Origin of the sequence: Massilia sp. Leaf139 (assembly GCF_001424165.1) — a bacterium.
Classification (GTDB): domain Bacteria; phylum Pseudomonadota; class Gammaproteobacteria; order Burkholderiales; family Burkholderiaceae_D; genus Telluria.
The window spans coordinates 205,640-218,118 of sequence record NZ_LMOJ01000022.1; the positions used below are offsets into that span (position 1 = coordinate 205,640).

At 65.9% G+C, this 12,479-nt stretch carries 10 protein-coding genes and 1 tRNA gene; 6 read left to right on the forward strand and 5 right to left on the reverse strand.

The window, feature by feature from the left end; all coding sequences use genetic code 11:
• Positions 1 to 63 precede the first annotated feature (63 nt).
• Positions 64 to 1,230, forward strand: a complete 1,167-nt coding sequence (locus tag ASF77_RS12300; RefSeq protein ID WP_056339456.1) for an HDOD domain-containing protein — start codon at positions 64 to 66, stop codon at positions 1,228 to 1,230.
• The gene (locus ASF77_RS12305; protein WP_056339458.1) at positions 1,223 to 3,283 is read left to right on the forward strand and encodes a bifunctional diguanylate cyclase/phosphodiesterase; all 2,061 of its coding nucleotides are present in this window, start codon (positions 1,223 to 1,225) and stop codon (positions 3,281 to 3,283) included. Before ASF77_RS12300 ends, ASF77_RS12305 begins: the two co-directional genes overlap by 8 nt.
• Positions 3,284 to 3,463: 180 nt before the next feature.
• On the opposite strand, the gene ASF77_RS12310 is transcribed toward ASF77_RS12305, so the two are convergent.
• Positions 3,464 to 3,553: transfer RNA gene (locus ASF77_RS12310), tRNA-Ser, on the reverse strand.
• Between the two features lie 122 nt (positions 3,554 to 3,675).
• Here ASF77_RS12310 and ASF77_RS12315 point away from each other — a divergent pair.
• Positions 3,676 to 4,311 carry a hypothetical protein gene (locus ASF77_RS12315; RefSeq protein WP_056339460.1) on the forward strand — a complete coding sequence of 212 codons (636 nt, stop codon included), beginning with the start codon at positions 3,676 to 3,678 and terminating at the stop codon, positions 4,309 to 4,311.
• Here ASF77_RS12315 and ASF77_RS12320 read toward each other — a convergent pair.
• Positions 4,308 to 6,032: a methyltransferase domain-containing protein gene (locus ASF77_RS12320; protein WP_056339462.1), complete on the reverse strand. Its 1,725-nt coding sequence runs from the start codon at positions 6,030 to 6,032 to the stop codon at positions 4,308 to 4,310. The two genes, ASF77_RS12315 and ASF77_RS12320, sit on opposite strands and share 4 nt — an antisense overlap.
• A 240-nt stretch (positions 6,033 to 6,272) precedes the next feature.
• Here ASF77_RS12320 and ASF77_RS12325 point away from each other — a divergent pair, with 240 nt between their 5' ends.
• From ASF77_RS12325 to ASF77_RS12335, 3 genes are all read left to right on the forward strand, one after another.
• Positions 6,273 to 7,982, forward strand: a complete 1,710-nt coding sequence (locus ASF77_RS12325; protein WP_056339463.1) for a sensor domain-containing diguanylate cyclase — start codon at positions 6,273 to 6,275, stop codon at positions 7,980 to 7,982.
• 128 nt (positions 7,983 to 8,110) lie between these two features.
• A complete protein-coding gene (locus ASF77_RS12330; RefSeq protein WP_082493737.1) occupies positions 8,111 to 9,154 on the forward strand; it encodes a porin in 1,044 nt (347 codons plus the stop codon).
• A gap of 100 nt (positions 9,155 to 9,254) precedes the next feature.
• The gene (locus ASF77_RS12335) at positions 9,255 to 9,692 is read left to right on the forward strand and encodes a hypothetical protein (RefSeq protein ID WP_056339465.1); all 438 of its coding nucleotides are present in this window, start codon (positions 9,255 to 9,257) and stop codon (positions 9,690 to 9,692) included.
• 108 nt (positions 9,693 to 9,800) lie between these two features.
• Here ASF77_RS12335 and ASF77_RS12340 read toward each other — a convergent pair whose 3' ends face one another.
• The 3 genes from ASF77_RS12340 to ASF77_RS12350 form a co-directional block, all read right to left on the reverse strand.
• Positions 9,801 to 10,847, reverse strand: a complete 1,047-nt coding sequence (locus tag ASF77_RS12340) for an SDR family oxidoreductase (protein WP_056339467.1) — start codon at positions 10,845 to 10,847, stop codon at positions 9,801 to 9,803.
• Positions 10,848 to 10,970: 123 nt separating this feature from the next.
• A complete protein-coding gene (locus ASF77_RS12345; RefSeq protein WP_056339469.1) occupies positions 10,971 to 11,990 on the reverse strand; it encodes a sulfate ABC transporter substrate-binding protein in 1,020 nt (339 codons plus the stop codon).
• A gap of 152 nt (positions 11,991 to 12,142) precedes the next feature.
• The gene (locus tag ASF77_RS12350) at positions 12,143 to 12,355 is read right to left on the reverse strand and encodes a hypothetical protein (protein WP_056339471.1); all 213 of its coding nucleotides are present in this window, start codon (positions 12,353 to 12,355) and stop codon (positions 12,143 to 12,145) included.
• Positions 12,356 to 12,479 lie beyond the last annotated feature (124 nt).

Here is a 12,479-nt window from a genome sequence, read left to right on the forward strand (position 1 = left end):
TTTTCATTGCTTTTGGTCATCTGCTCGACTAATATTGTTCGACTACCTACTCGGAAGACGCCGATGGCCTTGCTGGACTCACACCCCCTTCCGCTGGTGCGCATGCACCCGGTGGCCAATGGCCGCCACGAGTGGGTGGCGCTCCGCATGGATGTCGGCAGCGGGCGAGTGGCGGAGCTGATCCCGGCGCTGTTCGGCACGCCCGACCTGCTGGCGGCCGTGGCCCCGCTCGACTGCGTGCTGCAGCTGGCATCGCCTGCGCAGCTCACCCCCAATCTGCTCACCCTGCTGCCGCCGAACCGCGTCGTGCTGGCGTTTGCCGCCGCCGCGCTGGCGCAGGAGGGCGCGGCGCAGCGGCTCGCGGCCCTGCACGACACCGGCTACCGCGTGCTGCTCGACGGCACGCTGCCTCCAGGCGTCGCCCGTCCGGGCCAGGTGCGTTCGGTGTCCTTCGATTGCCATGACGCCGCGCCTGCCGCCGGCAGTCTGCTGGCGCCCTTCGGGCCCCATCTGGCGCACGGGGTCGACGGCGCCGCGCGCCTGCAGGAATGCGCGCGTGCCGGCTTCACCTGGTTCAGCGGCGATTATCCGTTCGACGCGGCGGCCGGCGGCAAGGAGCAGGACTGCACCTCGCGCCGCCGCATCCTCGGCCTGCTGGCGCTGCTCGCGACCGACGCCGATTCGCGCGAACTCGAACAGCTGCTGCGCCAGGATCCGGCGCTCTCCTTCCACCTGCTCAAGCTCGTCAACTCGGCGGCCTTTGCGGTGAACACGTCCATCACCGGCTATGCCCAGGCGATCGCCGTCCTCGGACGGCGCCAGCTGCAGCGCTGGCTGCAACTGCTGCTGTACGCGCGCAGCGGCGCCGACGGCTTGCCGAATCCGCTGCTGCCGCTGGCCGCCCTGCGCGCCGCCCAGCTGGAAAGGCTGTGCAAGCGCGAGGGCGGCGACCGCGACGCGCAAGACCTTGCCTTCATGACCGGCGCCTTTTCCCTGCTCGACCGCCTGCTCGGCATGTCGATGGCCGAGATCCTGGCCGACCTGCGCCTGCCGGCCCACGTGGCGGCGGCGCTGCTGGCGCGCGAAGGCGTGCTTGGACAGCGCCTGCGGCTGACCGAAGAGGGCATCGATGCGCCGGCCCTGGCGCGCGCCCAGGTCGATGCCGCCACCTGGTGGGACAGCCAGCTGCACGCCTATCACTGGGCGATCCAGGTGGGCCGCAATGTCTGACGCGCTGGTATTGCCCACCCACGATTTCGTGGCCTGCAGCGCCGCGCTGAGCCAGGCCGTGATGCGCCTGCGCGGCGAGGCCCTGGCCGAGGAACTGGGCCGCATCGCGCGCGCCCTGCTGGCCAGTCCCGCGGGGCGCTTCATGCCCGTCGACCCGATGACGCCGAACGGCGCCGAACCGTGCACGGCGCCGCCCGGCATGCTGGTGCAGGAGATCCATACCGACGGCGCCTACTATGGCTGCTACGAGCTCGGCGGACGTGCCGACTACGACGAACAGGATCGGCGCAACCTGGCCGGCCTCGCCACGCTCACCGGCACGCTCCTGCAGGTGCATTCGCTGGCCCGCCACGCCACCCACGCCTATGCCGGCATCGAGGCGCAGCTGGCGCAGCAGTCGCAGATCCTCGACCAGATCCACGAATCGGTGCTGACCCTCGACCTGATGGGCTACATCACCAGCTGGAACGGCGGCGCCGAGCGCCTGTTCGGCTATTCCTCGCTGGAGGCGGTGGGGCAGAGCATCCTGTTCCTCTACGTCGACGAGGACGAGAACCTGCCCGACGGTTTCGCTGAGGGCGGCGGTCGGATGATGGAAGTGCGGCGCAGGAAGAAATCCGGCGAGGTGTTCTGGGCCAGCCTCTCGCTCTCGCCGTTGCGCGACCTCGAGGAGCGCCCGGTCGGCCTGATCGCCTACCTCACCGACATCACCGAGCGAAAACTCGCCGAAGAACGCCTGCACCACCTGGCCTATTACAACGAACTGACCGGCCTGCCGAACCGCACCCTGTTCGCGCGCCTGGTCGACCAGGCCCTGACGGTCGTGCAGCGCAACGAGGCCACCGGCTGCGTGCTGTTCATCGACCTGAACCGCTTCAAGCTCGTGAACGACACCCTGGGACGGCGCATCGGCGACGAGCTGCTGCGCCAGGTCGCGGCGCGCTTTCGCGCCACCCTGCGCGAGGAAGACGTGGTCGCGCACCTGGCCGGCGACGAATTCGCGGTCGGCCTGTTCGACGTCAAGCAGCACTTCGAAGCCACCACCGTGGCCCAGAAACTGCAGGCGGCCCTGGACGCGCCTTTCCTGATCGAGGGCCACGACCTGCGCGTGGGCGCCAGCGTCGGCATCAGCGTCTTCCCGCAGGACGGCGTCGAAGCCGACGCGCTGCTGCGCAATGCCGACATTGCGATGGCGCGCGCCAAAGAGGGCCACGCGAATCCGGATCACAGCGTCGCCTTCTACAGCATGGACATGAACCAGGGCATGCACGAGCGCATGCGTATCGAGTCCGGCCTGCGCCACGCGCTCGGCCACGGCGAACTGCTGCTGTACTACCAGCCGAAATTCGAAATCGGCAGCGACCGCCTGGTCGGGGCCGAAGCCCTGGTGCGCTGGCTGCATCCCGAACGCGGCTTGGTGCCCCCCGCCGACTTCATCCCGCTGGCCGAAACCACGGGCCTGATCGTGCAGGTCGGCGAATGGGTGCTGGAACAGGCCTGCGCCCAGGCCTCCGTCTGGCAGCGCGCCGGTCTGCGGCCCTTCCGCCTGGCCGTGAACGTCTCCGCGCGCGAATTCACCGAGTCGCTGCCGACCCGCGTCGCCGCCACGCTGGCGCGCTACGAACTGGACGCCTGCTGGCTCGAACTGGAGATCACCGAAAGCACGCTGATGCACGACATCGACCGCGTGATCGGCATCATGGATCGCATCAACGCCCTGGGCGTGGCGCTCTCGCTGGACGACTTCGGCACGGGCTACTCGAGCCTGTCCTACCTGAAGCGCTTCCCGATCCACACCCTCAAGATCGACCGTTCGTTCACGACGGGTATCCCGCTCGATGCCAGCGATTGCGCCATCGCCAGTACCATCATCAGCATCGGGCGCCAGTTGGGGCACCGGGTGATTGCGGAAGGGGTCGAGACGCTCGAGCAGCTTTCTTTCTTGCGCGAGTCGGGGTGCGATGAGGTGCAGGGGTATTTGTATGCGGCGCCGGTCCCGGCGGCGAGGTTCGAGCAGGGGTTGAGGGAGAATTGGTTGTTGGTGGGGGTGTAATTCTTGTGGCGGGCCCTCGGCCCGCCGCGCTGCCCGCGTAGCGGGCAGCAGCATGAGGATTCGAAGAGGGCCGGGCAAGTATGCCCGGCCCTTCGAATCTCACACGGGAGGCGCGCAGGCGCCTCCCTCGCTTCCGCCAAGAAATAAAAAAACCGCCTTGGGGCGGTTTTCTTTATTTCTTGGCGGAAGCGGTGAGATTCGAACTCACGAACGGGTTCCCCCGTCGGCAGTTTTCAAGACTGCTGCCTTCAACCACTCGGCCACGCTTCCTAACGCCCGGCATTATACATAAATCATTCTCGTCAGGGCAGGCAATCGGGGCGGCGGGGCGCTTCGGCCCGCTGATACGTGCGCTTTGCTATATGATGCGCGCTTCATACCGAAAGTCCGCAATGCTCATCATCACCCTCAAACAAGGCAAGGAAAAAGCCCTCCTCGCCGGCGACCCCTGGATCTATCTCTCCGCCATCGAAAAAGTCGACGGCAAGCCGCAGGAGCGCAGCAAACTTGGCGCCACCGCCATCGTGCAATCGTCGGCGCGCAAGTTCCTGGCGCGCGCCGCCTATAACGCCAAGTCCCAGATCGCCGCCCGCGTCTGGACGCTGCGCGAAGACGAGCCGGTCGACCATGCCATGATCAAGCGCCGCGTACAGGCCGCGATCGCCGCCCGCGCCGGCGCGCTGGAGAACGCCGATCCGCAGGCCTTGATCCAGCTGGTAGACGGCGACAAGGACGGCCTATCCGGCCTGCTGGTGCACAGCTACGGCGGCAAGGATGGCTACCTGGTCTGCCAGTTCAATTCCGCCGGCATTGACCTGTGGAAGGTGCCCGTCGTGCAGGCGCTCCTCAAGGAGACAGGCTGCCCCAACGTCTACGAACGCTGCGACCCGCTGATGCGCCAGGGCGAGGGCTTGCCCGTCATCGCACGCGTGCGCGCCGGCGACGAGCCGCCGCAGAAGCTGATGGTGCGCGAGGGCGGCAGGCTGGTGCCGATGGATATCCGCACCGGGTTCGTCTATCCGCGTTAAAGGACGAGCACGCGCTCGCCGGCAGCGAGCGGTTCCCAGGGCCGCAAGCCCTGATCCTTGCCCAGCCGGATGCGGTGCAGCTTCATTGCGTCAATGACGTCGGCGGTGCCAGGGCTGCTTGCCAGCACCGGCAAGCTCTGGCTGGCCTCCAGGAAGAACTGGCGGCCGTGCTCGTCGCCCCCGCCGAGGTAGGCTTCGGCCCACCAGTCGGTGATGCGCTCGCTGGCACGCTCCAGTCCCGCCTGCGTCACCAGGCGGTTCGATTTCTGGATGTTGATGCGGCGCGCCGCCGGCATCAGGTTCCATGCATCGCCGCAGGGCCAGGCCGCGAATGGGAAGCAGTGGTCGACGTCGTAATCGTCTTTCAGCCGCGCGCCCGACCAGACGCAGTAGACGGCTTTGCCCGCGGCGCGCAAACGTTCGACGGCTGCGCGCGCGATGCCGGTGTCGCGCGCGGGATCGATCCACGCGAGATACGTGTGCGCCAGCATGCGCACGTCTGGCCGCCCGCCGCCGGCATAGTTGTCGATCAGCCGTACCCACTCGGACACGAGCACGGGCTCCACCCATACGTTGTAGTGGGTAAGCGCCTGCCACAGCTCCAGTGGGACGTGGAAGTCGCCCAGGCTCCACAGGAATGCGTCGTCGATCAGGAGCCGGGACGGCGTGACTGCCTGGCGGCGCCGGCACACATCGAAGATGGGCTTGTCGCTAGCCGGCCAGCACAGATGCTTGACCGGCATGTCCCGGATCAGCTGCGAGATTTCGGACAGGCTGCGGTGAAGATGCTTTGCGGTGTCGCCTGCGAATACGGAACCGACGCGAAGCTCCACCGAAGCGATCGGATACAGCGCGTTGAAGCTGTCCGTCACAAAGCCCGGCCCCGTGCCCTGGCTTGTCGGCGGCATCTGCGGCAAACCGTTTTCGATCAAGGGCTTGTACATCCGCATCCAGAACAGCGATACGAGTCCGAGCGGCACCGCGACCGAATCGGCTTCGAAGCGCGCCAGGCCCGAGGCGCAGTCGGCAATACGGGCGAGCACACGCAGCAGGGCGATTTTGTAGGTCGACTGTTTTCGATCTTCCAGGATCAGCTGCCGCAGCAGCGGCAGGGCGCCGAGTCCGTCGTCCGGCAGCCCCAGCACCACATTCGTCCACGTCACATCGCCACGTCCCAGCCTGTCCTCGCTGTCCGTCGCGCGCAGCACGCGCAGGCCGAACTGCAGGGCCAGCCCTGTCAGCTCCTGCAGCGACACCGCATGCATTTCGCGCTCGGCGTCCGGCGCAGCGAGGCGCAGGCTGATCGCAATGCGGCCCTTGGGGGCGAGCAGGGTCGCCAGCTTGCGCAGCGCACGCTGGCGCTCGTCCGGCGGAATGTGCATCCAGACCGCCGACAGCAGGATCAGATCGAAACGCAGGCCGAGGCGGCCGACCATGGACAAGTCGGGCAGGCTGTCGGACAGCCAGTGAATACGCGGCGAAGGGTGGAGCGCGCGTGCCTGCGCGAGCATGGCGCCGGACGGTTCGACGGCGACCACGTCGTAGCCATGCGCTGCAAACCAGGCGGCGTCGCGTCCGGAGCCGGCGCCGATGTCGAGCACGGTTGCGCCCGGCGCCGGTAACAGGTCGAGCAGCGGTGCATGCACCTCGTCGAACGACAGCGATTCGTACTGCGCGACCAGGCGCGACGCATGCTGTTCATAGTGCGGGATGACCGTCATCGCTGTTGGTTGTCGTGGAATTTGAACAATTGTATGTCGAAACTGTTCAATATCTTGCTTGAACCAATGGCACCAATGTGTCTTGCTCTATTTTTCCCAAGAAAACATCCGTTGCTTTGACCGCAACATCAAGGCAAACTTCTATCCAAAAATCACAATATTGAGAATTTTGAGCAGTAATACATTGGAAACATATTCCTGCATGGATATTATGGCCGATTCTTTTGACGAATCCATCGCATGAACAACCCGGTTCGCGCCCGTGTCGCAGCGCGGCGTCCCCTGCGCCTGGCCACCCTGACCATGCTCACAGTCAGCATTGCCGTCACCTTTACCGTGCTGCTGCACCTCGCGCTGGTCAGCCATTTCGCCCACGAGCAGGCGCGCAAGGAAGCGCAGTTGCGGCTGCAGCAGTTGTCCTGGCAGATGCGCGATTCGCTCAACCGGGTCACCGGCAGCGCCATCGTGACCGTCAAGCTGCTGTCGGAACTGCCGCAGGTGCGCACCTACGAACAGCCGGCAGCCACGCGCAGCGTGCTCGAATCGGTGCAGCGCGCGGTGGCCGACTACGCCTGGATCGGCGTGGCCGACGCGGGCGGCAAGGTGCGGGCGGCCACTGGCGGTATGCTCGAAGGAGCGCAGGTCGACGCGCGGCCCTGGTTCCAAGCCGGCTTGAAGGGCGCGCATGCGACCGACTACCATCCGGCGCTGCTGCTCAATAAACTATTGCCGAAGGCGGCCGATCCCTGGCGCTTCATCGACATGTCGGCGCCGCTGCTCGGCACGGACGGCGCCGTGCGCGGCGTGGTCGGGGTGCACATGAGCTGGCAATGGGCGCGCAACCGCGCGCGCCAGCTGCTCACGCCGGCCCTGCGCGAATACGGCGCCGAGGTGCTGGTGGTGCGGGCGGACGGCACCGTCCTGCTCGGACCTGCGGGCCTGGTCGAGACGAAGATCGACAGTCCGAGCCTGCGCCTGGCATTGGCGGGCCAGACCGGGTCGCTGCGCGAGCAGGGCGCCGACGGCAAGGCCTATTTGACCGGCTACAGCCGCACCGGCACCGCCGGCGACCCGGCCACCCTGCAGTGGGCCGTGCTGGTGCGCCATACCGAGGACGCGGCGCTGGCCGAGGCGCGCGACCTCGAGCGGCGGATGATCTGGCTGAGCGTGTTGATGGCAGCCGTGCTCGCCGGCTGCGCGGCGCTGCTGGCGCGGCGCCTGACGCGGCCGATGGATGCGCTCAGCGGCGCGATCGAGCAGGCCGCCGAGGCGACGCGCGCCGGCGGGCGTCCCGATGATATCCCGGTCGTGCATGGCTTCCACGAGGCGCAAGTATTGTCGCAAGCGATGCGCGACCTGGTGCGCAGCGAGGAGGCGCACCGCAGCGCGCTTGAGACGATGAACCAGCAGCTGGAAAGCACGGTCGCCGCCCGCACCGCCGAGCTGGAAGCCTTGCTGCTGCACGATGGCCTGACCGGCCTGCCCAACCGGCGCGCCCTGATGCAGACCCTGCCCGACGCCATGCATCGCGCCGCGCGCGCACATAAACCCTGCGCCTTGCTGTTCCTCGACATGGACGGCTTCAAGGGCGTCAACGACACCCATGGCCACGAGGAGGGCGACGAATTGCTGCGCCAGTTCGGTGCGCGCCTGGCCGAAGCCGTGCGCAAGACCGACCTGGCCGCGCGCCTGGCCGGCGACGAATTCGTCGTCGTCCTCGAGGGCCTGGGCGACGCTGAGGACGCTTACCAGAAGGCAGACAGCCTGCTGGCCGTCTTGCGCCGTCCTTACCGCCTCAAACGCGCGACGGTGACGGTGGGCGCCAGCATCGGCGTGGCCCTGCACGGGCCGGGCGACGCCCACGATCTCGACGCCTGGCTGGCGCGGGCCGACGGCGCCATGTATGCCGCCAAACGGGGCGGCAAGAATACGGTGGCGCTGGCGGCATGAGCAATTTTTGATAATTCGTCGGAATCTACCTACATGCAGACAAGCTGAATCGGTCAGCTGTATGTGCGACATTCGACAGATGAAGCCGCTTGAGAGGCGTAATGTAGAGGCGTGGAGAGGATACGCCGATGCTCAAGTCGTTGATTACGTTTGCAGTACTGGGAGGAAGCACCGCACTGGCCTGCGCGCAGGGCGGGGTGAAGGCCGGGGTGAAGGCTTACAGCGTCGTCGACGCCCGGGGTACGGGGCAGGGCGGATGCAGTGGCCCATGCGCCAACCAACTCGGCAGCGGATCGGCGCCGGAAGCGCATGCGAATGCCGTCTTCGGCATCGAGAACCCGCTGCGCCCCGACGCCGCCCGTAACGAGCAGCTCGACCGCCAGCACAATCGCCAGGCCTTCGTCGGCCTGGCCGGCGAGTTCGGCGCCCTCACCATCGGGCGCCAGCACAACCTCCAATACCTCGCGCTGACCGACGTCGCCGACCCGTTCAAGGGCGGCATGGCCGGCAATGCGGGCAACCTGATCGGCGGACGGCGCGTCGCCAACAGTGTCCAGTACTACGGGCCGCTGCGGCGCGGCATCTCGGCCGGCGCCTCCTACGCCTTCAAGGACAAGGTCGACACCTCGCCGGCGGGACGCGCCTGGGGCATGACGGTCGGCATCGAAGCGGGGCCGCTGACGGTGCGCGCGGCCCACCAGAACCTGAACGCCGTGCGTGTCCAGCTCAACAGCAAGACCAGCAACGACACCGTGGCGCGCAATTCGATCCTGGCGGCCAACCTGCGCCTCGGCTGGGGCACGGCCTACGCCGCCTACAGTCTCAGCCGCGGCTGGGCCGGGTCGCCCCTGTTCAACCCCGATAACCCGTACGGCGCCGGCCTGGCGCGCACGCCGTCGAGCAACAGCCGCGACGGCCTGTTCGGCCTGGCGGTGCCGCTCGGCCAGGGCACGACTCTGCTCGCTTCCTACATCTGCAAGGACGACCGCGACCTGGCCAACCAGGACGCCACGCAAGTCGCCTTCGGCGCCAGCCATGCGGTCTCGCGCCGTACCGATTTCTATGCGGCCTATTCGCGCATCCAGAACCGCAACGGCGCCGGCTACACGGTCGGCAGCAGGCGCGGCGATGGCAATTCGGCGATCAACATCGGCATGCGCCGCGCCTTCTAGCGCGCGGCGGCGCCCAGCCTGCGCTGCGACGCGTGCAGGCAATTGCCTGTAGCCTGACACAATCTTTGAATCATTTGAAAACCATCTTCACGGAGGCATCATGACTGGTACTAGCACCCTTGATCCGGACAACTTCCCGGAAAGCCCGGATCGCAGCCTTGGCAAGGGCCATGGCATCGATGCGCTGGGCCCGAGCGACATTTCCGATACTGGCAGCGACGTGGTCGGCGGCCCCGGCTTCTCGACCAACCTCGACGACGACCAGGTGCTGCACCTGGACGAAGGCACGACGTCCGACCTGGAAGCGAGCCATGCCGGCGACACGGCTGGCCCCGACGTCGGCGACGCCAATTTCTCGGCCGACAGCGACATGGGCGGCACCGGCGAGCGCGCCGCGGCCGGCCGCGATACGGTCGTCAAGGATGGGGCCGACATCGACACCGACCGCATCGAGATGATTCCCGACCTGCCGCTGACGGAAGACGACACCGACTTCCTGGCCAGCCGTCCGCCGATCGACGGCGACGACGACAAGTAAGCGCGCGCGCCGTCATGAGCGGTGCGCATGAATAAAGCCGCTTCATGAGCGGCTTTCATGAGAGATAGAAGGCGCGCGGCTTGCGCGCCTTTTTCGTTCGGCGCAGCCTCAAGCGCGACCGAGGCGCCGGCGTGCCATGCCGGGCTGGCTCAGCTTCCAGGCCGCAAACAGGGCGCCGCCGCTCAGCAGTGCGGTCAGCAGCGGCTTCTTGTTGAGGGCGAGGCTCGTATAGGCCGAGGTTTCCTTGACAGTGCGTTCGGTCATGCCCTGGCGCTCGCGCAGGGTATGGGTGGGATCGGGCGCGTGCAGGGCATCGGGACGGCCGGGCATCTTGTCAAACTTTGACTTTTGCTGGCTGAACATGGTCGTGCGTACGAAGCTGTCGGTCAGCCGCGGCATGCGGGCGCGGCTGGCCGAGATGAACTTCGAGGCGCCGCCGACGAAGACTTCGCGCTTCGGATGCGAAGCGCAATGCAGGATCGCCTTGGCCACGATTTCCGGCGCGTACACCGGCGGCGGCAGGGCCGCTTCCTTGTCCATGTAATTCTTGGCGTGCACGGCGAACAGGGTGTCGATCGCGGCCGGCTTGATCAGGCTGACGGAAATCGGCGCGTCTTCCTTCTGCAATTCCATGCGCAGCGAGTCGGTGAAGGCTTTGACGGCATGCTTGGAGGCCGAATACATGCCCTGCAACGGCACCGGTGCATCCGACACTTCGCTGCCCACATTGATGAGGGCGCCGCCGCCGCGTTGCTTCATGCGCCGAACCGCTTCCAGCGAGCCGTTCACCACGCCCCAGAAATTGGTCTGGAACAGGCGCTGATGGTCTTCCATCGACACCTCTTCGAGGCGCCCGAAGGTGCCCACGCCGGCATTATTGACCCAGGTATCGATGCGGCCGTAGCGTTCGAACGCGGTCTGGCCGATGCGCTCGACATCGGCCACGTTGCCGACGTCGGCGGCGACCGTGGCCACCTGGCAGCCCTGGCGGCGCAGCTCGCTGGCAAGCTGGTCGAGGGCGTCGCCATTGCGCGCCGCCAGGACGAGCTTGGCGCCCTGGTCGGCGGCCATGCGGGCGGTGGTCAGTCCGATGCCGCTGCTGGCGCCGGTGATGACGATCACCTGTTCGTTGATGTTGCGAAGTTTTGCTGACATGAGGCTTCCTTTCCACGGGTTGGTACAGGAAGGACTGACTGCCCGACGCCTGTACGGGCGTGCGGGCAGGCAGGCCGCGACTTATCGAATTAACACAGTCGTGGCCATGTCGCGGATTTCAAGTCATTTTTTGCCGGGCTGGTACACCTGGTCGAAGACGCCGCCGTCGGCGAAGTGGGCTTTCTGGGCTTGCGTCCAATTGCCGGCCACCTGATCCAGCGTGAACAGCTTGATGTTCGGGAACTGCGCCGCATACTTGCGCGAGAACTTCTCGACCGATGGACGGTAGTAGTTCTTGGCGATGATGTCCTGGCCTTCGTCGCTGTACAGGTATTCCAGGTAGGCCTGGGCCACCGGACGCGTGCCGCGCTTGTCGGCGACCTTGTCGACCACGGCCACCGGCGGCTCGGCCAGGATGCTCACCGAGGGCGCCACGATCTCGAACTTGCCCGGGCCCAATTCGCGCAGGGCCAGCAGCGCCTCGTTTTCCCAGGCCAGCAGCACGTCACCGATGCCGCGCTCGACGAAGGTAGTGGTGGCGCCGCGCGCGCCCGAGTCGAGCACGGGCACGTTCTTGTAGAGCTTGTTGATGAAGTCGCGCGCCGAAGCTTCGTTGCCGCCCGGCTGGCGCAGAGCGTAGCCCCAGGCCGCAAGGTGATTCCAACGCGCGCCGCCCGAGGTCTTCGGGTTTGGGGTAATGACGGAGACGCCCGGCTTCACCAGGTCGCCCCAGTCCTTGATGCCTTTTGGATTGCCCTTACGAACCAGGAAGACGATGGTCGAGGTGTACGGCGCGCTGCGGTTCTTCAGGCGCTCCTGCCAGTTGTGCGCGATAAGGCCGCGTTCACTGATAGCATCGATGTCGTAGGCCAGTGCCAGTGTGACAACGTCGGCCGACAGCCCGTCGATCACCGCGCGCGCCTGCTTGCCCGAGCCGCCATGCGACTGGCGCACGGTGACGTTGTCGCCGGTCTTGGCCTTCCAGTGCTTGGCAAAGGCGGCGTCGAAGTCCTGGTACAGCTCGCGCGTCGGGTCGTAGGAGACGTTGAGCAGGGTGACGTCGGCTGCGAATGCGGCAGGCTGAACCAGCAGCGCAGGCAGCAGTACGGCGCCGGCCAGCGAGTGAGCGATTTTCTTGAACATACGTTTCTTCCGGATGAGTTGGGTCTACCGAAAGAGTAGATCCCGCGTCATCGGAAGAAAACGAATGATTTCAGCTATGGTTATGCGAATTTCAGTGTTGGCACATGAGCAGTGCGAACGGACAATGCATGCAGGTTCGAAGAACCAACTGCTTAGTGTGCCTTCGAGAGAATCAGCAGCCAGCGGCCGAACAGCAGCACTTCGATGTGCCCAGGCTCGACACCGGTATCGCATTCCATGATCGGGTTGATCGGGTAGAAGCGTTTGCGGAAGTCACGGGTGATCAGGATTTCACGGCGTCCGATGCGCATAAGAAAAGGTGCAGGAGCGTATTCCAGGCCGAAAGAGTTGTTCAGAGTGGTCATTGACGTTTCCCTTGTTTGAATTATGTTGGTCAGTGAAAACAGAATAGCATAACTACTGTATAAATCCACAGGTACTGTACATAACACCAGTAAAATTTTTTAACTGTAGTTTTTTTGCCATTGC